This is a genomic window from Citrobacter telavivensis (genome assembly GCA_009363175.1).
GTDB classification, from domain to species: domain Bacteria; phylum Pseudomonadota; class Gammaproteobacteria; order Enterobacterales; family Enterobacteriaceae; genus Citrobacter_A; species Citrobacter_A telavivensis.
This window is the reverse complement of the sequence record CP045205.1, coordinates 4,871,097-4,896,106: the sequence shown is the minus strand read 5'-3', so window position 1 is coordinate 4,896,106 and position 25,010 is coordinate 4,871,097. Positions and strand designations below refer to the sequence as shown.

Annotated in this window: 25 protein-coding genes; 16 read left to right on the top strand and 9 right to left on the bottom strand. The window is 54.1% G+C overall.

Annotated elements, in window-relative coordinates:
- Positions 1 to 72 precede the first annotated feature (72 nt).
- On the top strand, positions 73 to 1,380 hold the full coding sequence (locus tag GBC03_25805) for an MFS transporter (GenBank protein ID QFS73383.1): 1,308 nt from the start codon (positions 73 to 75) through the stop codon (positions 1,378 to 1,380).
- Positions 1,381 to 1,414: 34 nt separating this feature from the next.
- Here the strand turns inward: GBC03_25805 and satP are convergent, their stop codons facing one another.
- The 3 genes from satP to GBC03_25790 all read right to left on the bottom strand — a co-directional run bounded on the left by satP (position 1,415) and on the right by GBC03_25790 (position 3,291).
- Positions 1,415 to 1,981, bottom strand: a complete 567-nt coding sequence (gene satP / locus GBC03_25800) for an acetate uptake transporter (GenBank protein QFS73382.1) — start codon at positions 1,979 to 1,981, stop codon at positions 1,415 to 1,417.
- A 150-nt stretch (positions 1,982 to 2,131) separates the two neighbouring features.
- The gene (gene msyB, locus GBC03_25795) at positions 2,132 to 2,845 is read right to left on the bottom strand and encodes an acidic protein MsyB (protein ID QFS73381.1); all 714 of its coding nucleotides are present in this window, start codon (positions 2,843 to 2,845) and stop codon (positions 2,132 to 2,134) included.
- A 41-nt stretch (positions 2,846 to 2,886) separates the two neighbouring features.
- Positions 2,887 to 3,291 (bottom strand): DUF2541 family protein, encoded by a 405-nt coding sequence (locus tag GBC03_25790; GenBank protein QFS73380.1) that lies wholly within the window; start codon positions 3,289 to 3,291, stop codon positions 2,887 to 2,889.
- Positions 3,292 to 3,670: 379 nt separating this feature from the next.
- Between GBC03_25790 and dnaK the strand changes: the two genes are divergently transcribed.
- From dnaK to nhaR, 4 genes are all read left to right on the top strand, one after another.
- Positions 3,671 to 5,587, top strand: coding sequence for a molecular chaperone DnaK (gene dnaK, locus GBC03_25785; GenBank protein QFS73379.1), 1,917 nt, complete (start codon positions 3,671 to 3,673; stop codon positions 5,585 to 5,587).
- 84 nt (positions 5,588 to 5,671) lie between these two features.
- A complete protein-coding gene (gene dnaJ, locus GBC03_25780) occupies positions 5,672 to 6,805 on the top strand; it encodes a molecular chaperone DnaJ (protein QFS73378.1) in 1,134 nt (377 codons plus the stop codon).
- 172 nt (positions 6,806 to 6,977) lie between these two features.
- Positions 6,978 to 8,144: a Na+/H+ antiporter NhaA gene (nhaA, locus tag GBC03_25775; protein QFS73377.1), complete on the top strand. Its 1,167-nt coding sequence runs from the start codon at positions 6,978 to 6,980 to the stop codon at positions 8,142 to 8,144.
- 66 nt (positions 8,145 to 8,210) lie between these two features.
- A complete protein-coding gene (gene nhaR, locus GBC03_25770; protein ID QFS73376.1) occupies positions 8,211 to 9,110 on the top strand; it encodes a transcriptional activator NhaR in 900 nt (299 codons plus the stop codon).
- 60 nt (positions 9,111 to 9,170) lie between these two features.
- On the opposite strand, the gene rpsT is transcribed toward nhaR, so the two are convergent.
- Positions 9,171 to 9,434: a 30S ribosomal protein S20 gene (gene rpsT, locus GBC03_25765; GenBank protein ID QFS73375.1), complete on the bottom strand. Its 264-nt coding sequence runs from the start codon at positions 9,432 to 9,434 to the stop codon at positions 9,171 to 9,173.
- A gap of 124 nt (positions 9,435 to 9,558) precedes the next feature.
- On the opposite strand from rpsT, the gene GBC03_25760 reads away from it, so the two are divergent.
- The 9 genes from GBC03_25760 to GBC03_25720 all read left to right on the top strand — a co-directional run bounded on the left by GBC03_25760 (position 9,559) and on the right by GBC03_25720 (position 18,171).
- Positions 9,559 to 9,756 (top strand): DUF2575 domain-containing protein, encoded by a 198-nt coding sequence (locus tag GBC03_25760; GenBank protein ID QFS74129.1) that lies wholly within the window; start codon positions 9,559 to 9,561, stop codon positions 9,754 to 9,756.
- Between the two features lie 7 nt (positions 9,757 to 9,763).
- A complete protein-coding gene (gene ribF, locus GBC03_25755; protein QFS73374.1) occupies positions 9,764 to 10,702 on the top strand; it encodes a bifunctional riboflavin kinase/FAD synthetase in 939 nt (312 codons plus the stop codon).
- A 34-nt stretch (positions 10,703 to 10,736) separates the two neighbouring features.
- Positions 10,737 to 13,553 carry an isoleucine--tRNA ligase gene (gene ileS, locus GBC03_25750; GenBank protein QFS73373.1) on the top strand — a complete coding sequence of 939 codons (2,817 nt, stop codon included), beginning with the start codon at positions 10,737 to 10,739 and terminating at the stop codon, positions 13,551 to 13,553.
- Positions 13,553 to 14,050 (top strand): lipoprotein signal peptidase, encoded by a 498-nt coding sequence (locus tag GBC03_25745; GenBank protein QFS73372.1) that lies wholly within the window; start codon positions 13,553 to 13,555, stop codon positions 14,048 to 14,050. Before ileS ends, GBC03_25745 begins: the two co-directional genes overlap by 1 nt.
- Before the next feature lie 302 nt (positions 14,051 to 14,352).
- Positions 14,353 to 14,802: an FKBP-type peptidyl-prolyl cis-trans isomerase gene (gene fkpB / locus GBC03_25740; GenBank protein QFS73371.1), complete on the top strand. Its 450-nt coding sequence runs from the start codon at positions 14,353 to 14,355 to the stop codon at positions 14,800 to 14,802.
- 1 nt (position 14,803) lies between these two features.
- Positions 14,804 to 15,754: a 4-hydroxy-3-methylbut-2-enyl diphosphate reductase gene (ispH, locus tag GBC03_25735; protein ID QFS73370.1), complete on the top strand. Its 951-nt coding sequence runs from the start codon at positions 14,804 to 14,806 to the stop codon at positions 15,752 to 15,754.
- Positions 15,755 to 15,819: 65 nt separating this feature from the next.
- Entirely contained in the window at positions 15,820 to 16,734 is a 915-nt protein-coding gene (gene rihC / locus GBC03_25730) for a ribonucleoside hydrolase RihC (GenBank protein QFS73369.1), read from the top strand.
- Positions 16,735 to 16,832: 98 nt separating this feature from the next.
- Positions 16,833 to 17,396 carry a glucose-6-phosphate isomerase gene (locus GBC03_25725; GenBank protein ID QFS73368.1) on the top strand — a complete coding sequence of 188 codons (564 nt, stop codon included), beginning with the start codon at positions 16,833 to 16,835 and terminating at the stop codon, positions 17,394 to 17,396.
- Positions 17,389 to 18,171 (top strand): glucose-6-phosphate isomerase, encoded by a 783-nt coding sequence (locus GBC03_25720; protein QFS73367.1) that lies wholly within the window; start codon positions 17,389 to 17,391, stop codon positions 18,169 to 18,171. Before GBC03_25725 ends, GBC03_25720 begins: the two co-directional genes overlap by 8 nt.
- A 39-nt stretch (positions 18,172 to 18,210) precedes the next feature.
- Here GBC03_25720 and GBC03_25715 read toward each other — a convergent pair whose 3' ends face one another.
- From GBC03_25715 to GBC03_25695, 5 genes are read right to left on the bottom strand one after another with little or no spacing between them, the layout of a single operon-like run.
- Complete coding sequence (locus tag GBC03_25715; protein ID QFS73366.1) at positions 18,211 to 19,029, bottom strand: PTS system mannose/fructose/sorbose family transporter subunit IID; 819 nt, start codon at positions 19,027 to 19,029, stop codon at positions 18,211 to 18,213.
- Positions 19,029 to 19,829, bottom strand: coding sequence for a PTS sugar transporter subunit IIC (locus GBC03_25710; GenBank protein QFS73365.1), 801 nt, complete (start codon positions 19,827 to 19,829; stop codon positions 19,029 to 19,031). The genes GBC03_25715 and GBC03_25710 overlap by 1 nt, the downstream gene beginning before the upstream one ends.
- A 10-nt stretch (positions 19,830 to 19,839) precedes the next feature.
- Complete coding sequence (locus GBC03_25705) at positions 19,840 to 20,334, bottom strand: PTS mannose/fructose/sorbose transporter subunit IIB (GenBank protein ID QFS73364.1); 495 nt, start codon at positions 20,332 to 20,334, stop codon at positions 19,840 to 19,842.
- Between the two features lie 11 nt (positions 20,335 to 20,345).
- The gene (locus GBC03_25700; GenBank protein ID QFS73363.1) at positions 20,346 to 20,774 is read right to left on the bottom strand and encodes a PTS fructose transporter subunit IIA; all 429 of its coding nucleotides are present in this window, start codon (positions 20,772 to 20,774) and stop codon (positions 20,346 to 20,348) included.
- Between the two features lie 4 nt (positions 20,775 to 20,778).
- On the bottom strand, positions 20,779 to 22,524 hold the full coding sequence (locus tag GBC03_25695) for a mannose-6-phosphate isomerase (protein QFS73362.1): 1,746 nt from the start codon (positions 22,522 to 22,524) through the stop codon (positions 20,779 to 20,781).
- A 187-nt stretch (positions 22,525 to 22,711) separates the two neighbouring features.
- Here GBC03_25695 and malI point away from each other — a divergent pair, with 187 nt between their 5' ends.
- Together malI and dapB are read left to right on the top strand one after the other, a co-directional pair.
- Positions 22,712 to 23,719 carry a Mal regulon transcriptional regulator MalI gene (gene malI / locus GBC03_25690; protein ID QFS73361.1) on the top strand — a complete coding sequence of 336 codons (1,008 nt, stop codon included), beginning with the start codon at positions 22,712 to 22,714 and terminating at the stop codon, positions 23,717 to 23,719.
- A gap of 133 nt (positions 23,720 to 23,852) precedes the next feature.
- On the top strand, positions 23,853 to 24,674 hold the full coding sequence (gene dapB / locus GBC03_25685; GenBank protein QFS73360.1) for a 4-hydroxy-tetrahydrodipicolinate reductase: 822 nt from the start codon (positions 23,853 to 23,855) through the stop codon (positions 24,672 to 24,674).
- Positions 24,675 to 25,010: the final 336 nt, after the last annotated feature.

Here is a 25,010-nt window from a genome sequence, read left to right as displayed (position 1 = left end):
TTACGGTATAGTAAGTTTTACTTTACATGTGTCGTTCATAACATCCAACGCTCCACAGACTTATGGTTCACTATGTCACAACATACACGCCCCCTGAATCGCCAGGATTACAAAACGCTGACGTTGGCCGCTCTTGGCGGTGCGCTTGAATTTTACGACTTCATTATCTTCGTCTTTTTCGCAGCCGTGGTGGGGGCGTTGTTTTTCCCCGCTGATATTCCCGAATGGCTTCGTCAGGTACAAACCTTTGGCATCTTCGCAGCCGGGTATCTGGCGCGTCCGTTAGGCGGCATTATCATGGCGCATTTTGGCGATTTGGTCGGGCGCAAAAAGATGTTCACCTTGAGCATTCTGCTGATGGCCGTGCCGACGCTGGCGATGGGGTTGTTGCCGACCTATGCCGCTGTTGGGATTGCCGCGCCCTTGTTGTTGCTGTTGATGCGCATTCTGCAGGGCGCTGCGATTGGCGGCGAAGTGCCGGGCGCATGGGTGTTCGTCGCCGAGCACGTCCCTGAACGTCGAATTGGGATGGCTTGCGGCACGCTGACGGCAGGTTTGACGGTGGGGATCCTGTTAGGCTCGGTGGTGGCGACGCAGATTAACACACACCTGACGCAGCAGGCTGTACATGACTATGGCTGGCGAATTCCGTTCCTGCTGGGGGGAGTTTTTGGGCTGGTGGCGATGTATTTACGCCGCTGGTTACAGGAAACGCCTATCTTTCTGGAGATGCAACAGCGCAAGACGTTGGCTCAGGAACTGCCGGTGAAGTCGGTGGTGGTGAATCACCAGAAGGCGGTGGTGATCTCCATGCTTCTGACCTGGCTGCTTTCTGCAGGGATTGTGGTGGTGATTTTAATGTCGCCGGTCTGGCTGCAAAAGCAGTACGGCCTGTCACCGGCCCTGACGTTGCAGGCAAACAGCGTGGCGACCATTATGCTTTGCCTGGGTTGTCTGTTAGCGGGCTTTATCGTCGACCGTGTTGGTGCCAGCAAAACCTTTATTGTTGGCAGCATATTGTTAGCCTGTTCGAGCGGGTTGTTCTATCACCTGTCGGGCACACATTCGCAGTACTTATTCCTGCTCTATGGGCTGGTGGGATTGTGCGTGGGTGTGGTGGGCGCGGTGCCATACGTGATGGTGCGCGCGTTTCCTGCGGAAGTCCGCTTTACCGGCATTTCATTTTCCTACAATGTTTCTTACGCCATTTTCGGTGGACTGACGCCGATTGCCGTGACACTGCTAATGAGCGTTTCGCCGATGGCTCCGGCCTGGTATGTGCTGGCGTTGTCGCTGGTGGGATTGGGACTGGGTGTTTGGCTGCGACAGGATATGTATTATCGCGATACGGAAATGCAGGCTGAGCTACAACAGCCGTAATAATAATCCCCCCTTAACGGGGGGATACTGATGATTAGTGCGCATCACCAATCGGCAGAATGGTACGGCCGAACTGTTCGTTCAGCACTTCACCCATCGCCAGATAAATCGCGCTGGCACCACACACTAAGCCAACCCAGCCGGCAAAGTGGATCACCGCTTCATTACCCGCAATGTTACCCACGGCCAGCAGGGCGAACAGAACGGTCAGGCTCAGGAACACGAACTGAAGCGCGCGTGCGCCAGTCAGCGTGCCGAAGAACATAAACAGAGTGAATACGCCCCACAGGCCCAGGTAGGCACCGAGGAACTGCGCATTAGGCGCTTCTGTCAGACCCATTTTCGGCATCAGCAGGATCGCAACCAGCGTCAGCCAGAACGAGCCGTAAGAGGTGAATGCGGTCAAACCGAAGGTATTCCCTTTTTTGTATTCCAGCAGGCCGGCAAAAATTTGCGCAATACCGCCGTAGAAAATTCCCATCGCGAGAATAATACCGTCAAGGGCGAAGAAACCCGCGTTATGCAGGTTAAGCAGAATGGTGGTCATGCCGAAGCCCATCAGGCCCAGCGGTGCCGGGTTAGCCAACTTAGTGTTGCCCATAAATCCTCAAAATCATCATTAATTGAATGGTGAAATAGTTATCCCCGTTAAAACATGACACCGTTCGGGGCGCGGCATAATAATCAGGAGAGAAGGGGCTGTCTATGATCTGAGGAGGGGAAAATGAATTATTTTCCCCTGTGACCGACATCACGCTCTTGTCGCGTTGATCATCCGGCGCAAACAGGCGATTTGCAGTACTGCCGGGATCGTGACGCGATAGGCGCTGCCGCTTACCGCTTTCACGCCGTTTAGCGCTGCGCCCACCGGGCCGCCGAGACCTGCGCCGCGAAGCAAACCGTGACCCAGTACGCTCATCGCGGCATGGGTGCGCAGAATACGGGTGAGCTGACCAGAAAGGAGGTGTGAAACCCCTTTTGCTAATTGATGATCTTTCAGGAGGAGCGGCAGTAACTCCTCCAGCTCAGAGACTTTTGCATTGACGGCTTGCAGGAACGTTTGCCGCTGCTCCACGTCCATTTTTTTCCAGGTGTTGCGTAGAAAATGCTCCAGTAGCTGTTGCTCGATGTCGAAAGTGGACATCTCTTTATCCGCCTTGAGCGACAACCGACCGGAGACATCAAGCAAAATGGTACGATACCGTTTTCCGTGCCCCCGTAGCTTATTGACGATGCTGTCGCCGCCGAAATGCTGAAATTCGCCGGCGATCAGTTGCCAGTTCTGGCGGTGCTGCTCCGGGTGTCCTTCCATCGCTTTAAAACGTTCGCTGTGGTTTAACACGCTCGACAGACGGGTTTTCCCCTTTTCATTATGCGTCAGCAGGCGGGTAAATTCGGCCAGTTGCTCTTCGCTACAATGTTGAAGAAAATCTAAATCCTCGTCATTTAAATAAGTGACATTCATCTTAGGTCCAACTTTTATCATTATTCCTGAAAAGCAGCGGCTTAATCGTCGCCGATAATTTTCAACGTTGCCATATCAGAAGAGTTCACCGTGTGGCCAGAGAAGGTGATTTTTGATACGCAGCGTTTGTTGTCGTTATCGCTATTGATGTTTATCCACGCAGTGGTCTGCCCTTCTTTAATCAAGTGCGGAACATTCAGGCTCTGGTTGGCGCTGCGTGATGTTTTGAAATAGACGGAGGCGCCGCTGAGCTGAACGTCGCCGTGATCGGTGGCTAACTGAATCCGTTTGACCGGGCGGCAGACGGGAATTTTCAGCGCCAGATCGTTGGTTTCATTACGGGGCATTGCAATGACCCCCAATACTTTGTGATCGTTAGCCTGAGCGCTTGTGGTGAACAAAACGCCCACAAGCAAGCTGGCGGAGATCGTCAGAACAGATTTCATGGTCTTTCTCTTTTAGAAGGTCAGCAAAATGTTCTTTATCTTACCCCTCTCCTTGTGCTGATTCATGGACGTAATCTTTTCTTTTTATTACAATTTTTTCGTGAATTGTTGCTTTATTTTTATGGTTTCAGTGAATGTTTTAGCCCATAGAAATGCTGTCGTCGGCCACCTGTCCCGGTTTTAATGACCCTTTATGACTGCGGGAATAAATATTTTTTTTTCATTCCCCCCTTGATGAAGTGGGTTGCGACCCCACTTAGTAGTCAACCGCAGTGGTGAGTCTGAAAAAAAACGAATCAAGGTAGTTGAAACCGCACGTTTCGCCCTTATTACAGACTCACAACCACATGTTGACCGAATTTTTAGTGGAGACGTTTAGATGGGTAAAATTATTGGTATCGACCTGGGTACTACCAACTCTTGTGTAGCGATTATGGATGGCACCACTGCACGCGTGCTGGAGAACGCCGAGGGCGATCGCACCACGCCTTCTATCATTGCTTATACCCAGGATGGTGAAACTCTGGTTGGTCAGCCGGCTAAACGTCAGGCAGTGACAAACCCGCAAAACACCCTGTTTGCGATTAAACGCCTGATTGGCCGCCGCTTCCAGGACGAAGAAGTTCAACGTGATGTTTCCATCATGCCGTACAAAATCATCGGCGCTGACAACGGCGACGCATGGCTGGATGTGAAAGGTCAGAAAATGGCACCGCCGCAAATTTCGGCTGAAGTGCTGAAGAAAATGAAGAAAACGGCTGAAGATTACCTGGGTGAACCGGTAACTGAAGCGGTTATCACCGTACCGGCTTACTTTAACGATGCTCAGCGTCAGGCAACCAAAGACGCTGGCCGTATCGCAGGTCTGGAAGTGAAACGTATCATCAACGAACCGACTGCCGCTGCACTGGCGTATGGTCTGGATAAAGAAGTTGGTAACCGTACTATCGCGGTTTATGACCTCGGTGGTGGTACGTTCGATATCTCTATTATCGAAATCGACGAAGTTGATGGCGAAAAAACCTTCGAAGTTCTGGCAACCAACGGTGATACCCACCTGGGTGGTGAAGACTTCGACAGCCGTATGATCAACTATCTGGTTGAAGAGTTTAAGAAAGATCAGGGCATTGACCTGCGTAACGACCCGCTGGCAATGCAGCGCCTGAAAGAAGCGGCAGAAAAAGCGAAAATTGAGCTTTCTTCTGCACAGCAGACCGACGTGAACCTGCCGTACATCACTGCAGATGCCACCGGTCCGAAACACATGAACATCAAAGTGACTCGCGCGAAACTGGAAAGCCTGGTCGAAGATCTGGTGAACCGTTCCATCGAGCCGCTGAAAGTCGCTCTGCAGGACGCTGGCCTGTCCGTATCTGATATCAACGACGTTATCCTCGTTGGTGGTCAGACGCGTATGCCAATGGTGCAGAAGAAAGTGGCTGAATTCTTTGGTAAAGAACCGCGTAAAGACGTGAACCCGGACGAAGCCGTGGCAATTGGTGCTGCTGTCCAGGGTGGTGTATTGACCGGTGATGTGAAAGACGTACTGCTGCTGGACGTTACCCCGCTGTCTCTGGGTATCGAAACCATGGGCGGTGTGATGACTGCGCTGATCAACAAAAACACCACTATCCCGACCAAGCACAGCCAGGTGTTCTCTACCGCGGAAGACAACCAGTCTGCGGTAACCATCCATGTGCTGCAGGGTGAACGTAAACGTGCGTCTGATAACAAATCTCTGGGTCAGTTCAACCTGGATGGGATCAACCCGGCACCGCGCGGCATGCCGCAGATCGAAGTGACCTTCGATATCGATGCTGACGGTATCCTGCACGTTTCCGCGAAAGACAAAAACAGCGGTAAAGAGCAGAAGATCACCATCAAGGCGTCTTCTGGCCTGAATGAAGAAGAAATTCAGAAAATGGTTCGCGAAGCCGAAGCGAATGCTGAGTCTGACCGTAAGTTTGAAGAGCTGGTTCAGACCCGCAACCAGGGCGACCATCTGCTGCACAGCACGCGTAAGCAGGTTGAAGAAGCAGGCGAGCAGTTACCGGCTGACGACAAAACGGCCATTGAATCTGCGCTGACCGCACTGGAAACGGCGCTGAAAGGCGAAGACAAAGCGGCCATCGAAGCGAAGATGCAGGAGCTGGCGCAGGTTTCCCAGAAACTGATGGAAATCGCTCAGCAGCAGCATGCGCAACAGCAGGCGGGCTCCGCTGACGCTTCCGCAAACAACGCGAAAGATGATGATGTTGTCGACGCTGAGTTTGAAGAAGTGAAAGACAAAAAATAATCGCCCTTTGAACGGGTAATTACTGGCACGGGCGAAGAGGTTTCCTCTCCGCCCGTGCACGCATGTTAAGGGCAGAAAAAAGAGATGGCTAAGCAAGACTATTACGAGATTTTAGGCGTTTCCAAATCAGCGGAAGAGCGTGAAATCAAAAAGGCCTACAAGCGCCTGGCCATGAAATTTCACCCGGACCGTAACCAGGGTGATAAAGAGGCCGAAGCCAAGTTTAAAGAGATCAAAGAAGCGTATGAAGTCCTGACCGACTCGCAGAAACGCGCTGCCTATGACCAGTACGGTCATGCCGCGTTTGAGCAAGGCGGGATGGGCGGCGGCGGCGGTTTTGGCGGCGGCGCTGACTTCAGCGATATCTTTGGTGACGTTTTTGGCGATATCTTTGGCGGTGGTCGGGGTCGTCAACGTGCTGCGCGTGGGGCCGATTTACGTTACAACATGGATCTCACCCTGGAAGAAGCCGTACGTGGCGTGACCAAAGAGATCCGCATTCCGACGCTGGAAGAGTGTGATGTTTGCCACGGCAGTGGCGCGAAAGCGGGGACTCAGCCGCAGACCTGTCCGACCTGTCATGGTTCCGGTCAGGTGCAGATGCGTCAGGGGTTCTTCGCGGTTCAGCAAACCTGTCCACACTGTCAGGGGCGCGGTACGCTGATCAAAGATCCGTGCAACAAGTGTCACGGTCATGGTCGCGTCGAGAAGAGCAAAACGCTGTCGGTTAAAATACCGGCAGGCGTGGATACCGGTGATCGCATTCGTCTCTCTGGCGAAGGTGAAGCTGGTGAGCACGGCGCACCGGCAGGGGATCTGTACGTTCAGGTTCAGGTGAAACAGCACCCAATCTTCGAACGTGAAGGCAACAACCTGTACTGTGAAGTACCTATTAACTTTGCGATGGCAGCACTCGGCGGCGAAATTGAAGTTCCGACGCTGGATGGCCGCGTGAAGCTGAAAGTACCCAGCGAAACGCAGACCGGAAAACTGTTCCGCATGCGTGGCAAAGGAGTGAAGTCGGTTCGCGGCGGCGCGCAGGGCGATTTGCTGTGCCGCGTCGTGGTCGAAACGCCGGTTGGTCTGAACGAGAAACAGAAGCAACTGCTGAAAGATCTGCAGGAAAGCTTTGGTGGCCCAACCGGTGAAAAGAACAGCCCGCGCTCCAAGAGCTTCTTTGACGGCGTGAAAAAGTTCTTTGATGATTTGACCCGCTAATCACGTCTGCCGTATCGACCAAAAGCCTGGGATTGCGAGATCTCAGGCTTTTTTTATGTCTCTATAACTCGGTAAAATCGAATGTTATGCCATGAATAATCTAATTTTAACGATTATTCATGCGGAGTATGATAGTAATTACGAAGTATTCACCCTATAGAGAGAATAAAAAGTGAAACATCTGCATCGTTTCTTTAGCAGTGATGCCTCTGGGGGCATCATTCTTATCATCGCCGCTGTACTGGCCATGCTGATGGCCAATATGGGTGTGACCAGTGGATGGTATCGCGCCTTTCTCGAGACGCCTGTCCAACTGCGCGTTGGCGCGCTTGAAATCAATAAAAACATGCTGCTGTGGATCAACGACGCCCTGATGGCGGTGTTTTTCCTGCTGATTGGCCTTGAGGTCAAGCGCGAGCTGATGCAGGGCTCTCTGGCGAGTCTGCGTCAGGCGGCTTTCCCGGTGATTGCCGCTATTGGCGGAATGATTGTCCCGGCGCTGCTGTATCTGGCATTCAACTATGCCGATCCGATCACCCGCGAAGGCTGGGCGATCCCGGCCGCCACGGATATCGCTTTTGCCCTGGGCGTGCTGGCCCTGCTCGGCAGTCGGGTGCCGCTGGCGTTGAAAATTTTCCTGATGGCGCTGGCGATTATCGATGACCTGGGCGCGATCATTATTATCGCCGTCTTCTACACCCACGATCTGTCGATGGTGTCATTGGGTGTGGCGGCATTTGCGATTGCGATTCTGGCGCTCCTTAATTTGTGCGGCGTCCGGCGTACGGGCGTGTACATCCTTGTTGGGGTGGTGTTGTGGACCGCCGTGCTGAAATCCGGCGTTCATGCAACGCTGGCGGGTGTGATCGTCGGCTTTTTCATTCCGCTGAAAGAGAAGTACGGGCGTTCTCCGGCGAAGCGTCTGGAGCATGTTCTGCATCCGTGGGTGGCATATCTGATCCTGCCGCTGTTTGCCTTCGCCAATGCGGGCGTTTCTTTGCAGGGCGTGACGATGGACGGGCTGACCTCCATCCTGCCGCTGGGCATCATTGCGGGCCTGCTGGTGGGTAAGCCGCTGGGTATCAGCCTGTTCTGTTGGTTGGCGTTGCGTCTGAAGCTGGCGCAACTGCCGGAGGGAACCTCGTTCCCGCAAATCATGGCGGTCGGCATCCTGTGCGGCATTGGCTTTACGATGTCGATCTTTATCGCCAGCCTGGCCTTTGGCAGCGTGGATCCGGAGCTGATTAACTGGGCGAAGCTGGGGATCCTGATTGGCTCCTTGCTGTCGGCGGTGATTGGCTACAGCTTGCTGCGCGCACGTTTACGCCCGTCAGTCTGATCGGGGCGAGTTAGCAGGGAAGCTTTTTCCGGCTTCCCTTATTGTGACATTTTTCAGAGAGAGTGTATGTCCCACATTAATTACAACCATCTCTATTACTTCTGGCACGTCTATAAAGAGGGCTCCGTGGTCGGTGCGGCGGAGGCGCTTTATTTAACGCCGCAAACCATCACCGGGCAGATTAAAGCGCTTGAGGAGCGCCTGCAGGGTAAACTCTTCAAGCGTAAGGGGCGCGGTCTGGAGCCCAGTGAACTCGGCGAACTGGTTTTTCGCTATGCGGATAAAATGTTTACCCTAAGCCAGGAGATGCTGGATATCGTGAACTACCGCAAAGAGTCCAATCTGCTATTTGACGTGGGCGTGGCGGATGCGCTGTCGAAACGACTGGTCAGCAACGTACTGGATGCGGCTGTCGTTGAAGGTGAACAGATCCACCTGCGCTGTTTTGAATCGACCCATGAGATGCTGCTGGAGCAACTCAGTCAGCATAAGCTGGACATGATTATTTCGGACTGCCCGATTGATTCTACGCAGCAGGAAGGGCTGTTTTCGGTGAAGATTGGCGAATGTAGCGTCAGCTTCTGGTGTACTCAGCCGTTACCGGAAAAACCCTTCCCGGCCTGTCTGGAAGAGCGACGTTTGCTGATCCCCGGGCGGCGTTCGATGCTAGGACGCAAGTTGCTGAACTGGATTAATTCCCAGGGGCTGAAGATTGAGATTCTGGGGGAGTTTGACGACGCCGCATTGATGAAAGCCTTTGGCGCGACGCATAATGCGATTTTCGTGGCTCCAACGCTCTATGCGCATGATTTTTACGCGGACGATTCGGTGGTAGAAATTGGTCGCGTGGAAAATGTGATGGAGGAATATCATGCCATCTTTGCCGAGAGGATGATTCAGCATCCGGCGGTACAGCGCATCTGCAATACGAACTATTCGGCGTTATTCACGCCCCAGAACAAATAGTCCAGACATAAAAAAACCCGCTTGCGCGGGTTTCTTCACAAAGCAACAATCAACAGGCGATTAAGCCAGTTTGTTGATCTGTGCAGTCAGGTTAGCTTTATGACGTGCAGCTTTGTTTTTGTGGATCAGACCTTTAGCAGCCTGACGGTCCACGATTGGTTGCATTTCGTTAAATGCTTTCAGTGCAGTAGCTTTGTCGCCAGCTTCGATAGCTGCGTATACTTTCTTGATGAAAGTACGCATCATAGAGCGACGGCTTGCGTTGTGCTTACGAGCCTTTTCAGACTGAACGGCGCGCTTCTTAGCTGATTTGATATTAGCCAAGGTCCAACTCCCAAATGTGTTCTATATGGACAATTCAAAGGCCGAGGAATATGCCCTTTTAGCCTTCTTTTGTCAATGGATTTGTGCAAATAAGCGCCGTTAATCTAGCGACGCTACGTTACGTATTGATGGCGCAGGATTCTACCAGCTTGCTGGCTGTGAATACAGCTTTTCAGCGATAAAAATTGAATTGCTTTGTCAGTTTGTGGTCGGTATTTGCCTCAGGGTAATGAAATCCATCTGCTTTCTGTTTCGCCACATCAATCGCCGGTTAACCTTGACCGCCGTACAAGGTATACTTTGGCGATTTTCACTGTTTTGAGCCAGACATGAAGCTGATACGCGGCATACATAATCTCAGTCAGGCCCCGCACGGGTGTGTGCTGACTATTGGTAATTTCGACGGCGTGCATCGTGGTCATCGTGCGCTGCTGCATGGTTTGCAGGAAGAAGGGCGCAGGCGTGGCTTACCGGTGATGGTGATGATTTTTGAACCGCAGCCGCTCGAACTGTTTGCGACAGACAAAGCCCCTGCGCGGCTGACCCGCCTGCGTGAAAAATTGCGTTATCTCGCGCAATGCGGCGTCGACTACGTGCTGTGCGTGCGATTCGATCGCCGTTTCGCTGCCCTCACGGCGCAGTCCTTTATCAGCGAATTGTTGGTGAATCGTCTTGGCGTGCAATTTCTCGCGGTGGGGGATGATTTCCGCTTTGGCGCTGGTCGTGAAGGCGATTTCTTGTTATTACAGAAGGCCGGCGTGGAATATGGTTTTGATATCACCAGCACCCAAACTTTCTGCGAAGGTGGTGTTCGTATCAGTAGCACCGCCGTGCGTCAGGCGCTGGCAGAAGACAACCTGGCCCTCGCCGAAAGCCTGCTGGGCCATCCGTTTACCATCTCTGGTCGCGTAGTGCACGGTGATGAACTCGGACGCACCATTGGTTTCCCGACGGCAAATTTACCGCTGCGTCGTCAGGTTTCCCCGGTAAAAGGGGTTTATGCGGTAGAAGTGATGGGGCTTGGCGAAAAGCCATTGCCCGGCGTAGCGAACATCGGGACCCGTCCGACGGTTTCGGGCGTGCGCCAGCAACTGGAAGTGCATCTGCTGGATGTTGCAATGGACCTCTATGGTCGCCATATAGATGTTGTGCTGCGTAAAAAAATACGCAATGAACAGCGATTTGCCTCGCTGGATGAACTCAAAGCGCAGATTGCGCGAGATGAATTAACTGCCCGTGATTTTTTTGGGCTAACAAAACCGGCTTAAATGCCTGGGTAATCAATACGGAACCGAGAATCTGATGAGTGACTTTAAATCAACCCTGAATTTGCCGGAAACAGGGTTCCCGATGCGCGGCGATCTCGCCAAGCGCGAACCGGGAATGCTGGCGCGTTGGACTGATGATGACCTGTACGGCATCATTCGTGCGGCCAAAAAAGGCAAAAAAACCTTCATTCTGCATGATGGCCCTCCTTATGCGAATGGCAGCATTCATATTGGTCACTCGGTTAACAAGATTCTGAAAGACATTATCGTGAAGTCCAAAGGACTCGCGGGATATGACTCGCCTTACGTTCCGGGTTGGGACTGCCACGGTCTACCGATCGAGCTGAAAGTGGAGCAGGAATTCGGTAAGCCAGGCGAAAAATTTACCGCGGCGGAGTTCCGCGCGAAGTGCCGTGAATATGCCGCAACCCAGGTTGACGGTCAGCGTAAAGATTTTATCCGTCTGGGCGTGCTTGGCGACTGGTCCCATCCGTATCTGACGATGGACTTCAAAACGGAAGCCAACATCATCCGCGCGCTGGGCAAAATCATTGGCAATGGTCACCTGCATAAAGGCGCGAAGCCTGTGCACTGGTGCGTAGACTGCCGTTCTGCGCTGGCAGAAGCGGAAGTGGAATATTACGACAAAACCTCTCCGTCCATCGACGTGGCTTTTGTTGCTGCGGATCAGGATGCGGTGAAGGCGAAATTTGGCGTGACGAACGTCAATGGCCCAATCTCGCTGGTGATCTGGACCACCACGCCGTGGACGCTGCCGGCAAACCGCGCGATCTCCATTGCGCCTGACTTTGACTATGCGCTGGTACAGATCGACGGTCAGGCGGTGATCCTGGCGAAAGATCTGGTTGAAAGCGTGATGCAACGCATTGGCGCGACGGACTACACCGTTCTCGCTAGCGTAAAAGGGGCAGAGCTTGAGCTGCTGCGCTTTACGCATCCGTTTATGGGCTTCGACGTTCCGGCGATCCTCGGCGATCACGTGACGCTGGATGCCGGTACCGGGGCCGTACATACCGCGCCGGGTCATGGTCCGGATGACTATGTCATCGGCCAGAAATACGGTCTGGAAGTCGCTAACCCGGTGGGGCCGGACGGTGCGTATCTGCCGGGCACCTGGCCGACGCTGGACGGTGTGAACGTCTTTAAAGCCAACGATCTTATCGTTGAGCTGTTGCGTGAAAAAGGCGCGCTGCTGCACGTTGAGAAAATGCAGCACAGCTATCCGTGCTGCTGGCGTCACAAATCGCCGATTATCTTCCGTGCGACCCCACAGTGGTTCGTCAGCATGGATCAGAAAGGTCTGCGTGAGCAGTCTCTGAAAGAGATCAAAGGCGTGCAGTGGATCCCGGACTGGGGTCAGGCACGTATCGAATCGATGGTTGCGAACCGCCCTGACTGGTGTATCTCTCGTCAGCGTACCTGGGGTGTACCGATGTCTCTGTTCGTTCACAAAGACACTGAAGAGCTGCATCCGCGCGCCATCGAACTGATGGAAGAAGTGGCGAAACGCGTTGAAGTTGACGGTATTCAGGCCTGGTGGGATCTCGATCCGAAAGAGATTCTGGGTGATGAAGCCGATCGGTACGTGAAAGTGCCGGATACGCTGGACGTCTGGTTTGACTCCGGATCAACTCACGCCTCCGTCGTGGACGTGCGTCCGGAATTCGCCGGTCATGCCGCGGATATGTATCTGGAAGGCTCCGACCAGCACCGTGGCTGGTTCATGTCTTCTCTGATGATCTCCACCGCGATGAAAGGCAAAGCGCCGTATCGCCAGGTACTGACGCACGGCTTTACCGTTGATGGTCAGGGCCGCAAAATGTCCAAATCCATCGGTAACACCGTTTCGCCGCAGGATGTGATGAACAAACTGGGCGCCGACATTCTGCGTTTGTGGGTGGCATCAACCGACTACACCGGTGAAATGGCCGTTTCGGATGAGATCCTCAAACGTGCTGCCGACAGCTATCGTCGTATCCGTAACACCGCGCGCTTCCTGCTGGCGAACCTGAACGGGTTTGATCCGGTTAAAGACATGGTGAAACCGGAAGAGATGGTGGTACTGGACAGATGGGCGGTCGGCTGCGCGAAAGCGGCACAGGAAGATATCCTGAAAGCGTACGAATCCTATGATTTCCACGAAGTGGTGCAGCGCCTGATGCGCTTCTGCTCGGTGGAAATGGGGTCGTTCTATCTCGACATCATCAAAGACCGCCAGTACACCGCGAAAGCGGACAGCGTGGCGCGTCGCAGCTGCCAGAGCGCGCTGTATCATATCGCGGAAGCGCTGGTACGCTGGATGGCACCGATCATGTCCTTCACCGCGGATGAAATCTGGGGCTACCTGCCGGGCTCCCGTGAGAAGTATGTCTTCACCGGCGAGTGGTACGAAGGTCTGTTTGGTCTGGCGGACAGCGAAGCGATGAACGATGACTTCTGGGACGAGCTGCTGAAAGTGCGTGGCGAAGTGAACAAAGTTATCGAACAAGCGCGTGCGGATAAGAAAGTGGGTGGCTCTCTGGAAGCGGCAGTGACCCTGTACGCGGAACCTGAACTGGCTGCTAAACTGACCGCGCTGGGCGATGAATTACGATTTGTCCTGTTGACCTCCGGGGCGAAAGTCGCTGACTATGCCGGGGCTTCTGCTGACGCACAGCAGAGCGAAGTGCTCAAAGGGCTGAAGATCGCCCTGAGCAAAGCCGAAGGTGATAAATGCCCGCGTTGCTGGCATTACACGACGGATGTCGGCAAGGTAGCGGAACACGCAGAAATCTGCGGTCGCTGTGTCAGCAACATCGCCGGTGACGGCGAAAAACGTAAGTTTGCCTGATGAGTAAGCCTCTTTGTTCAACAGGGCTACGCTGGCTGTGGCTGGTAGTAGTCGTGCTGATTATCGATTTGGGCAGCAAGTACCTGATCCTCCAGAATTTTGCTCTGGGGGATACGGTGTCGCTGTTCCCGTCGCTTAATCTGCATTATGCGCGTAACTATGGTGCGGCGTTTAGCTTCCTCGCCGATAGCGGCGGCTGGCAGCGCTGGTTCTTTGCCGGTATTGCGATCGGTATCTGTGTCATTCTGGCGGTGATGATGTACCGCTCCAGAGCGACGCAGAAGCTGAATAACATCGCGTATGCGTTAATCATTGGCGGTGCGCTGGGGAACCTGTTCGACCGCCTGTGGCATGGCTTCGTTGTCGACATGATCGATTTCTACGTCGGGGACTGGCATTTTGCCACCTTCAACCTGGCCGATTCGGCGATTTGTGTCGGTGCGGCGTTGATTGTGCTGGAAGGTTTTTTGCCCTCCAGAGAGAAAAAAGCCGCATAAAAATTGCCGGCTGGCGGCGCAAGCGCCTTATCCGGCCTACAACATAGCGCGAACCTTGTAGGCCCGATAAGCGCAAGCGCCATCGGGCAAACATATGCCGGATGGCGGCGTAAGCGCCTTATCCAGCCTACAAAATAGCGCGAACCTTGTAGGCCCGATAAGCGTAGCGTCATCGGGCAAACATGTGCCGGATGGCGGCGCAAGCACCTTATCCGGCCTACAAAATAGCGCGAACCTTGTAGGCCTGATAAGCGCAAGCGCCATCGGGCAAACCGGTGAGTCACAACAAGTGAGCAATCTGCATGTCTAAATCAGTACAGAGTAACAGTGCGGTGCTGGTGCACTTCACCTTAAAACTCGACGATGGCTCCACCGCAGAGTCAACCCGTAATAACGGCAAGCCCGCGCTTTTCCGCCTGGGGGATGGTTCTCTGTCTGAAGGACTGGAGCAACATCTTCTCGGACTGAAAGACGGCGATAAAACCACCTTTTCCCTGGAGCCGGATGCCGCGTTTGGCATCACGACGCCAGACCTGATTCAGTACTTCTCGCGTCGCGAATTTATGGACGCAGGCGAACCTGAAATCGGGGCTATTATGCTTTTTACCGCAATGGACGGCAGTGAGATGCCTGGTGTGATCCGTGAAATCAATGGTGACTCCATCACCGTTGATTTCAACCATCCGCTGGCCGGGCATACCGTTCATTTTGATATTGAAGTGCTGGAAGTTGATCCGGCACTGGAGGCGTAAAATGCAGATCCTGTTGGCCAACCCGCGCGGCTTTTGCGCCGGTGTAGACCGCGCTATCAGCATTGTTGAAAACGCGCTGGCCATTTATGGCGCGCCGATTTATGTTCGTCACGAAGTGGTGCATAACCGTTACGTGGTCGACAGCCTGCGCGAGCGCGGGGCGATTTTCATCGAACAGATCAGCGAAGTGCCGGACGGCGCGATCCTGATCTTCTCCGCTCACGGTGTTTCTCAGGCGGTGCGCAACGAAGCAAAAGGCCGCGATCTCACCGTCTTTGACGCCACCTGTCCGCTGGTGACCAAAGTGCATATGGAAGTGGCGCGCGCCAGTCGTCGCGGTGAAGAGTCGATCCTGATTGGTCACGCCGGGCATCCGGAAGTCGAAGGCACGATGGGACAGTACAGCAACCCGGAAGGGGGCATGTACCTGGTTGAGTCGCCGGAAGATGTTTTTTCGCTTAATGTGAAAAACGAAGGCAAGCTCTCCTTTATGACCCAGACTACGCTCTCCGTGGACGATACGTCAGACGTGATTGACGCGCTGCGTCAACGCTTCCCGAAAATCGTCGGACCGCGTAAAGATGATATTTGTTACGCCACCACAAACCGTCAGGAAGCGGTGCGTGCGCTGGCTGAGCAGGCGGATGTCGTGCTGGTGGTGGGGTCAAAGAATTCGTCTAACTCCAACCGTCTGGCCGAACTGGCGCAGCGGATGGGGAAAGCCGCGTTTTTGATTGACGACGCGACCGATATCCAGGAAGCCTGGGTGAAAGAGGCACAATGCGTGGGCGTCACCGCTGGCGCATCGGCGCCGGATATTCTGGTGCAAAACGTCATCGCGCGTTTGCAGGAGCTGGGTGGCGGCGATGCTATCCCGCTGGAAGGGCGTGAAGAGAACATCGTTTTCGAAGTGCCGAAAGAGCTGCGTGTGGATGTTCGTGAAGTCGAATGATTTAGTTCACGCTAATCTATGCGAAGATGCCGGGTCTGATACCCGGCATTTTTTATGGAGGAATCATGCGTCTGCCCATTATTCTCGACACCGACCCGGGCATTGATGATGCTGCGGCGATTGCCGCCGCGCTGTTTGCCCCGCAGCTCGACCTGCAACTGATGACCACGGTCGCCGGTAACGTCTCCGTGGAGAAAACCACCCGCAACGCTCTGCAACTACTGCATTTCTGGAATGCTGATGTCCCTCTCGCACAGGGGGCCGCGACGCCGCTGCTGCGTTCGCTACGCGACGCGGCTTATGTCCATGGCGAATCGGGCATGGAAGGCTACGATTTTGTCGAGCATGACCGACAGCCGCTGGCGAAACCGGCGTTTATTGCCCTTCGCGACGCGCTGATGAGCGCCCCGAAGCCGATTACGCTGGTTGCGATCGGTCCGCTGACGAATATTGCGCTGCTGCTGATGCACTATCCAGAATGTACCTTCAATATCCGTCGTCTGGTGATCATGGGCGGTTCTGCCGGACGAGGGAATTTTACCCCTAACGCCGAATTTAACATTGCTGTCGATCCAGAAGCGGCCGCCCGCGTATTTCGCAGCGGCATTGAAATTGTGATGTGCGGGCTGGACGTCACGAACCAGGCGATGCTGACGCCGGACTATCTGGCAGCGCTTCCCGCCCTCAATCGCACCGGGAATATGTTGCATGCTCTGTTCAGCCACTATCGCAGCGGGACAATGCGCACCGGCGTGCGGATGCACGATCTCTGCGCCATAGCCTGGCTGGTGCGACCGGATCTGTTTACCGTGAAGCCGTGCTTCGTCGCGGTTGAAACGCTGGGGGAATATACCGCCGGGACGACCGTGGTGGATATTGAGGGACGGATGAACAAACCGGCGAACGTGCAGGTCGCTCTGGATATTAATGTTTCCGGTTTCCAGCAGTGGGTGGCGGAGGTTCTGGCGCTGGCACCCTAAGGAGTGTGATACGCGCCGCACTCTGTTGACAGAACAGGCAGGTTAATCGATTAATCTGCTATTCTGATTCTGTTGTTCTCCTCGGGCCGGAGACACATATGAATCATCCATTTATCCAGCCACCGCAGGTGGAATGGGCGAGCGGCGCGTTGACAAAAGGGCCGCTGTTGCGTAAATCAACCCGTATTCGGGATCTTATTGGTATTTTTGCCGACGATCCCGCCAGACAACGACTGGCGGGTGAGCATGTGGTGTATGACGTTGAGATCCTGGCGACCTCCCCGGCGGAAGGCGAACTCTATACGGGCGTTACTCATCTTTATCCCGGACGCGTCGGCGATGAATATTTCATGACTCGCGGGCACTTTCATGCGCGCCGTGAACAGGGCGAAGTCTATTTTGGCCTGCGCGGGAACGGGCTTTTGCTGCTGCAAAATGAGCAGGGGCAAGCACGACTGGAAAGCGTTTGTGCCGGGTCAATTCATATCATTCCAGGTTTCACCGCGCACCGGTTGATCAACACCGGAAGTGAGGTGCTTTCTGCGCTTGCCGTCTGGCCAGGTGTGGCCGGGCATGATTATGCGGCGCTGGCGAAGGGGTTCACTCTCAGGGTCTTTGAGGAAAATCAGCAGATTCAGGTGAGGGAGGCGCAGAATGAGTGACTCAGCGCGTCTTTATGGTCTGGATATGACCGTGCATCGTCATCCGCTTGGCTTCAGCTATGGGGATGATGTGACCGGGCCGATGCCGGAAATTCGCCGACTCGATCAGATTCGTCCTTCCCTGCGCGATCCGCAGTGTGAGGGGCCGGAAGAGGTGTACGCTATCGCGATGGATGTGGCGCGAATGAAGGATCGCGAAGAGCTGAAAAAACGCATGCTGCTGTTTGGCGTGGTGACCTATGCGGCGGGTCGGTTGGGCGAAGAACCGATTCGCAGTCAGGGACATGTGCATCGCGTGAGTCAGCACAGCGGCTGGTCTCCGCCGGAGTTGTATGAGATCTGGCAGGGGAAAGCGATCGTCTACATGCAGGAATATGTGGGTGACGATCCCGGTCGCTGCTTTGCGGTGATTGCCGGTCCTGGAGAAAAAGTGCTGGTGCCGCCCGGTTGGGCACATGCGACGATATCCGCGGATCCGAATGCGCCATTAACCTTTGGTGCGTGGTGCGATCGGGAATATGGCTTTGAGTATGAGGCCGTGCGGGCGCATAAAGGACTGGCATGGTATCCGTTACTACAGGGTAACCACGTTATCTGGCAGCATAATCCGCGCTATATTCCCGGAAGACTGCAGGCCGTTACGCCCCGTCACTATACGGAATTTTCACTCACTTCCGCGCCAATCTATCAGCAATTTATTACCGACCCGGGACGCTTTCAGTTTATCTCTCGTCCGGATAAGTATGCAGGGCTGTGGCAGAACTTCCATCCCTGAAAACCGGGGCATGGCCCCGGTTGTTCCGTTTCATCGGCACTAACCTGCAAACAGGCCTGTTGCGACGCCCAGTGCAGCCAGGATCAGCAACAGGACCATTGCTTTCACCGGCGAGACGCCGCGTTTCGCCATCAGATACCAGGTGCCGAGAACGACCACCAGCGGGAGCAGTTGCGGAAAGATACCATCCAGCATCTGCTGAACATGAATATTTACGCCATCTTTGGTAATAAATTCCATCCCGGTTCCAAGCTTCACGTAGCTTGCCGCGACGCCGCCCATGACGAAAACGCCCAGCAGTGATAGGGCTTCGCGCAGACGAGTCGATTTGCTGCTCACCAGTATTTCCACCGAGCCGGAGCCCATCTTGTAGCCTTTCAGAAACAAGAACCATGAGCCGGGAATGATGATGGCGAGCCAGGCGACGGTATAAAACAGCGGACCCAGGATATTGCCGCCAGCCGCCAGCGCCATGCCGATACTGAGCAGAATGGGGATCAGCATACCGGGGATCATCGAGTCGCCGATCCCGGCAATCGGGCCCATCAGACCCACCTTCAGGGTGTTGATCGTCTCCCCGTCGATCGGTTCGCCGTTCGCTTTTTTCTCTTCCAGTCCCAGCGCCATCCCGTTCACGATGGCGCCAATCTGGGGTTCGGTATTGTAGAACGATGCGTGTCGACGCAACATTTCGGTCCGCTGTGCGGCATCGGGATAGAGCTTTCTCGCAACGGGCAACATGCTCAGACAAAAGCCAAAAGACTCCAGCCGTTCAAAACTCATTGACGATAAGTTATGCATCATCCAGGCTCGCCAGCAGCGGCGAAGATCTTTACGGGTAAGCGTACGTTCTTCCATCAGAATTCATCCTCATCATCGCGGGTAACCGACGTCGCGTTTGTCGCCTGCGGCGGTTCCGGCTTGTAGTTATAGTGAATCAACGCCAGCAGTGAACCGACGATCACCAGCGCGACCATGTTGAGTTTTAAAAAGACGATGCAGACGAAACCGACGAGGAAGTAGATCAGCATGGTGTAATTTTTGATGATCTGCTTGAGCAAAATCGCAATCCCGACGGCGGGCAAAATGCCGCCCAGCACGTTCATCGTCGACAGAACGATCTTCGGCAGGCTGTCCATAAAGCCGCTGATGTACTGGGCGCCGAAGTACACCGCAATAAAGGTGGGCACAAAACGCAGCACAAAGTTCGTTACCTGCGGCCAGATGGCACTGTTCAGATAAATGCCCCGCTCATCGCCCCGTTCCAGCGCCGTGTCGGCGCGATGGTTCCAGAAAGAGTTTAGTACCATCATTGCATTAAACAGTATGGTCCCGGCAATCCCGATGGTGGCGGCCAGCGCGACCGCCACTTCCGGACCTTTACCTGAGAGGATCCCCAGCGCAATAGCCGGGTAAGCTACAAAGTTGAGATCGGCGGGCATTGAACCGCCGGGCGTCACCATGGCGATATATACTGCCTGAACCGCAACGCCAATCATGATCCCGGTTTTCATGTCACCAAGAATAATCCCGACCAACGTGCCGGAAATCAGCGGTCGGGTGATCAGATACCAGCCGCCCGTCAGCCCCAGAAGCCAGGGACTGCTGAGGGCGCCGAGATAACACAGAATACCAATCAACATCGCTTCGATAATCATCGTCCGCTCCTTATTTCAGCTTCTGGCGCGCATCCTGCCAACTGTAGCAACTGGCATCCGGCACCAGCCGGAATTCAACCTGGTGCCCGTGCTGCGTCAACCAGTCAAAGGCGGCGATCTCATGCGCATTGACTGACTGATTGGGGCCAATTGTCGTGGTATCGGCGCGCGCGCTCATCGGGCCAACGTTAATTTTGCCGTTGGCATTGCGCAGGCTGATACCCGCTTCTTCGATGCGCATCAGCGTGACCGGCGATTTGCCAATCACGAAATAACGTTTCTCACTGGCGATGACTTTGGGCAGTTTCTCAATCGCGGTGGCGGTATCAAATAACCAGACTTTAGTGTCCTGCACCGCGCCTTTCATCACCGAGGAGAGCAGCGGATCGGCCGCGACGGCATCGTCAATGGCGACAATGCCGTCGCAGGGCAGCTCTTTGGCCCAACGTGTGACGAGCTGCCCATGAATAACGCGGTCATCGATACGGACAAAAGAAATACTCATAATGGTTTCCTTTAAAAATCATCTGACTGCACGGAAAAAACCGGGGCGGCCTTCGTCAGCGTGGGGGCGGTTAACGCCAGCAGCGTTTCGGCTGCGGCATGAACATCTGTGAGCGGGACTATCTCCTCGCTTAACAGCAGCATCGGGAGATTCATCCCCGCCACGACGGCGACGGGCGGAACCGTTTGTGGCGAAAAGGCGTGCTGGCAGGCGACATTCCACGGCGTGCCGCTTTGCATGTCGCAGAGCACCAGTACACCGTCAGCGCGTTGCCCCGCATCCGCCAGTACCTCGCAAAAGCGCGCTTTAAATCCTTCGATACCGTCCTGTTCGCTGAGCGTCACGGCGTAAACGTGCGGTAATTCGCCGTAAACCATTCGTCCGCTAGCGAGAAGCGCTTGTGCCAGAGGGCCGTGGCTGGCGACAATAATGTGGATCATCGGCTTATCCTCTTACCCAGGCTTTGATGGTCGCCAGTTGCTGACCGACGCTGTCGCCTGAAGGTGAAATTCGGTATTCCCCAACGGCGGCGGGGATGATAAAGGTCTCTGCATAGTGAACGACAAACGGGGCAAACGCGCCGCTCGGGCTGTCAACTACCGCTTGTGCGCCTTCGACCAGATTCAGAACGTTAACACCGCCGTGAGTATGATGTGTCACCGGCGTCGTAAACCAGTGGCGGCGGGTTTCGATAAACTCACGTTCATGCATCCCGGTTCTTTCTTCCCGCCAGCCGTCCCCTTCAGCGATGAGCTCAATGCGGTTGATCAGATTGTCGTGAACCCATTGCGTATCGCGCTGCCAGTCAATGACCTGTTGACCATGATCCAGATGGACGGGACGCGGCAATCCGTCCAGGCCCAGACGCCCCCAGTCCCACAGTTTGAAGGTAAAAATATAGGGCGTGGCGCTGATCTCCAGAACCATCGTCCCGGCCCCCGAGCAGTGCACGGTTCCGGCGGGGATGAGAAAGTGATCGTGCTTACGCGCGGGGATCTGATTGACAAAGCGTTCGTCATTAAAGGCTTTCTCGCCTCGTCCCGCCGCCCGCAAATCGTCCAGCATCGCTTCAGGCGCGATCCCGGTTTTCGTGCCCAGATAGACCACCGCATCGGGTTCTGCTTCGAGGATGTAATAACTCTCATCCTGGGTATAGTGCATACCAAATTGCTGCTGGATGTATTCGGTAACCGGGTGAACCTGAAAGCTCAAATTCTGACCGCCAATAGTGTCGAGGAAGTCAAAGCGAATCGGGAATTCCGCGCCAAAGCGAGCATGAACTTTCTCGCCAAGCAGGGCGCGGGGGTAGGTCAGCACCAGGTCCTGAGAGGGGATCTCGATCCGCACATGACCAAAACGCAGTAACAGGCTGTTTTCCTCGGGCACGCAATCAAAACACCACGCGTAATTGGGCGCTGAGGGATCGAGATCGAATTGTTGTTTCATCCACTGTCCGCCCCAGACGCCCGGATCAAAGAAGGGGGCGACGCGAAACGGTTGTGTGGTGGTTTGCTGCAACCCGGCACGTAGCGCTTCGCCGCTGACTATCACCGGCGCGTCTGCAACCGTGGTATCAAGCAAATAATCAGCGCGTTTAAGCAGCGGCGTTTTGTGTCGGTCAAAGACTCGCCATTCAATAAAAAAGGCGCGCTTATAGCGACGAAGAATATCTTCATCCTCGTTATCCGCTCCCCAGTTCCCCAGACCGTCATGACGCATTCGCTGTTGAATCTCCCAGCGTGGGAGATCGGCATACACCAGCACATCGCCGGGATGCGCCAGGGCCGCGCCTGACCCATAGACGATCACGAGACCGCTGGGGATAGCATCAATCTGTTGGTGCAACAGGTTGAGCCTGTGGGTATCAAAAAACTCGTCAAGATGGTGGCAGGAGAGAACGCCAAATACGCGGTCATCGGTCAGATTACGCGCCAGCAAATCATGCAGTGCCTGTTCATCACGGCGTGCGGATTCGATATTGACCACTAAGGCGGCGTTAAACGTCGTGACGAGCCGTTGTTCCAGTTCATCCAGTCGTACGCCCGGATAGCAATCGACAATCAGTATAGTTTTAGATGATTCGCAAACCCGGGCGTTAAGCACCGAATGGATCGCCGCCCAGCCTTCCCAGGCCTCGTCGTCATAACCCTGAACATCAACCTCAGGGAATTTATTGTAGGTTGTACGCATTTTCCGTCTCCGTATTGGCTAATTAAAGATTAATCGATTAACCTTATTTTCATAGGGTGGTTAACGCGATTAACCCGCCATAATCAGAAACCAGGGTGGTGAAAAGCACACCAGCGTGATGAGAATCACACGTATTGGGACCACATTGAGGTTATTCGATTAACCTTCAGGGAAAACAGGAGAAGTCATGACAACCATTACCCTGGCGCAGGTTGCGGAACGCGCAGGCGTCTCCACGGCGACCGTGTCGATGGTGCTGCGCAATCGGGGGCGAATTTCACAGGCAACGCGCGAACGCGTGCTAAAAGCGCTGGATGATTCTGGCTATGTCTATAACCAGACCGCAGCGAATTTGCGTAATCGCAGCAGTAATCAGGTTGGGCTCTTGTTGCATGATATTACCAACCCGTTTTATGGCGAGATGACGGCGGGACTCAGTCATGAGATGGAACGGCACGACCTGCTGCTGTTTCTGGCGAACAGCGAAGAGTCAGGTGAGCGTCAGCAAAAGTTTGTTGACTCGCTGATGCGTAATAACGCCTGTGGCATGGTGCTCTGCGCGGCGCGGGAAACGCCGGGCTCATTTTTTGAAGCGCTAAAACGGCGCAATATCCCCGCCATCATGGTCGTTCGCCCGCTCAGCGATCCGGATTTTGATTTTGTCGGCACCGATAACTTTCTCGGGACGCAGATGGCAACGACCCATTTAGTCAACATGGGGCATAAAAATATCGCCTTCATTGGCGGCAGTCCAAATTCAGGAAGTCGGGCGCAGCGTATTGGCGGATTTACCAGCACGCTACTGGAACATGGCATCTCGCCGAATCCGCAGTGGATCGTTGCCGCAGAGGCCAGCCAGATTGATGGCGCGAAAGTCGCAGAGGCTCTGCTGGTGCATCATCCGCACATTACCGCCGCCGTGTGTTATCAGGACATTGTGGCGCTGGGGGTGATGCAGGCGCTACGTAAAATGGGGCGTGAGCCCGGGCGTGACTTTGCATTAGTCGGGTTCGATGATATTACCGAAGCGGCGTTGGTTCAGCCTGCGCTCACGACCGTATCGGTGGCGGCAAAAGAGATCGGTCGTAAGGCGGGAGAGTTACTTTACAGTCGTATTCAGGGAAACGATGAGCCGGCGAAACGCATTATTCTGCCGCCGGCGCTGGTGGTCAGAGAATCATGTGGTTTTCGCTGATCGTCATGCTTTTTACTGATATCTCTCTGTGTTTATCATTAAATTCTAATTATCGACGTTTTTGGCTAGCGGCATGACGATGTGCTGGGTAATCTGAAAACGATTTACATCATTTTAACGTAAGAGAATAACTATGCATGATGCACAGGTCCGTGTCGCAATAGCGGGCGCGGGTGGCCGTATGGGCCGCCAGTTAATTCAGGCAGCGCTACAGATGGAAGGCGTTGCACTTGGTGCGGCGCTTGAGCGCGAGGGATCGTCACTGCTGGGCAGCGATGCCGGAGAACTGGCGGGCGTCGGGAAGACCGGCGTTACCGTGCAAAGTAGCCTTGAGGCGGTAAAAGGGGATTTCGATGTGTTTATCGATTTTACCCGTCCGGAAGGTACGCTGAATCATCTGGCATTTTGTCGTCAGCATGGTAAAGGGATGGTCATTGGCACCACCGGTTTTGACGATGCGGGAAAACAGGCGATTCGCGATGCCGCCCAGGAGATGGGTATTGTCTTCGCGGCGAACTTTAGCGTTGGCGTCAACGTGATGCTCAAGCTGCTGGAAAAGGCGGCGAAGGTGATGGGTGACTACACCGACATCGAAATCATTGAAGCGCACCACCGCCATAAGGTTGATGCGCCGTCAGGCACCGCGCTGGCGATGGGCGAGGCGATTGCCCATGCGCTGGATAAAGATCTGAAAGCGTGCGCCGTCTACAGTCGCGAAGGCTATACCGGCGAACGTGTACCGGGAACGATTGGTTTTGCCACCGTGCGCGCCGGAGACATTGTGGGCGAACATACCGCCATGTTTGCAGATATCGGTGAGCGCATCGAAATCACCCACAAAGCGTCCAGTCGTATGACTTTTGCCAATGGTGCCGTCAGATCGGCACTTTGGGTGAGTACAAAGCAAAACGGTCTTTTTGATATGCGAGATGTGCTTGATCTCAACAATTTATAGTCAATTATTACCTTTCGTGATGTGGTTATTGTAATCTCAATGCATTGATTACATAGGGCAATATTTTTATTGCCCTTTTATTTTGCACGTTTACGTCTGTTATCTTAATTAATGGCAAGAAAACTCATCTTTTCTCGCTGTTTTACGTTATCTTATTGTAAATTTTGACCATATGGTCCACTTTTTCAAAGCGTAAGACTGTTTTTCACGCATAATTGTTCACGCAAGCGTTTTCCTGCCAGGGTTAGGTGATCTTTTTGCCTGTTAAATTCGATGAATTCATCCTGAGTCGTAAAAGAATATAAAAAATACCGCCTTTAAGTTGACTTTTGCCTG

Coding starts and splice junctions, on each gene's coding strand:
- GBC03_25805 (QFS73383.1), top strand. CDS start 73: ATGTCACAACATACACGCCCCCTGAATCGCCAGGATTACAAAACGCTG.
- satP (QFS73382.1), bottom strand. CDS start 1,981: ATGGGCAACACTAAGTTGGCTAACCCGGCACCGCTGGGCCTGATGGGC.
- msyB (QFS73381.1), bottom strand. CDS start 2,845: ATGAATGTCACTTATTTAAATGACGAGGATTTAGATTTTCTTCAACAT.
- GBC03_25790 (QFS73380.1), bottom strand. CDS start 3,291: ATGAAATCTGTTCTGACGATCTCCGCCAGCTTGCTTGTGGGCGTTTTG.
- dnaK (QFS73379.1), top strand. CDS start 3,671: ATGGGTAAAATTATTGGTATCGACCTGGGTACTACCAACTCTTGTGTA.
- dnaJ (QFS73378.1), top strand. CDS start 5,672: ATGGCTAAGCAAGACTATTACGAGATTTTAGGCGTTTCCAAATCAGCG.
- nhaR (QFS73376.1), top strand. CDS start 8,211: ATGTCCCACATTAATTACAACCATCTCTATTACTTCTGGCACGTCTAT.
- ribF (QFS73374.1), top strand. CDS start 9,764: ATGAAGCTGATACGCGGCATACATAATCTCAGTCAGGCCCCGCACGGG.
- ileS (QFS73373.1), top strand. CDS start 10,737: ATGAGTGACTTTAAATCAACCCTGAATTTGCCGGAAACAGGGTTCCCG.
- GBC03_25745 (QFS73372.1), top strand. CDS start 13,553: ATGAGTAAGCCTCTTTGTTCAACAGGGCTACGCTGGCTGTGGCTGGTA.
- fkpB (QFS73371.1), top strand. CDS start 14,353: ATGTCTAAATCAGTACAGAGTAACAGTGCGGTGCTGGTGCACTTCACC.
- ispH (QFS73370.1), top strand. CDS start 14,804: ATGCAGATCCTGTTGGCCAACCCGCGCGGCTTTTGCGCCGGTGTAGAC.
- rihC (QFS73369.1), top strand. CDS start 15,820: ATGCGTCTGCCCATTATTCTCGACACCGACCCGGGCATTGATGATGCT.
- GBC03_25725 (QFS73368.1), top strand. CDS start 16,833: ATGAATCATCCATTTATCCAGCCACCGCAGGTGGAATGGGCGAGCGGC.
- GBC03_25720 (QFS73367.1), top strand. CDS start 17,389: ATGAGTGACTCAGCGCGTCTTTATGGTCTGGATATGACCGTGCATCGT.
- GBC03_25715 (QFS73366.1), bottom strand. CDS start 19,029: ATGGAAGAACGTACGCTTACCCGTAAAGATCTTCGCCGCTGCTGGCGA.
- GBC03_25710 (QFS73365.1), bottom strand. CDS start 19,829: ATGATTATCGAAGCGATGTTGATTGGTATTCTGTGTTATCTCGGCGCC.
- GBC03_25705 (QFS73364.1), bottom strand. CDS start 20,334: ATGAGTATTTCTTTTGTCCGTATCGATGACCGCGTTATTCATGGGCAG.
- GBC03_25700 (QFS73363.1), bottom strand. CDS start 20,774: ATGATCCACATTATTGTCGCCAGCCACGGCCCTCTGGCACAAGCGCTT.
- GBC03_25695 (QFS73362.1), bottom strand. CDS start 22,524: ATGCGTACAACCTACAATAAATTCCCTGAGGTTGATGTTCAGGGTTAT.
- malI (QFS73361.1), top strand. CDS start 22,712: ATGACAACCATTACCCTGGCGCAGGTTGCGGAACGCGCAGGCGTCTCC.
- dapB (QFS73360.1), top strand. CDS start 23,853: ATGCATGATGCACAGGTCCGTGTCGCAATAGCGGGCGCGGGTGGCCGT.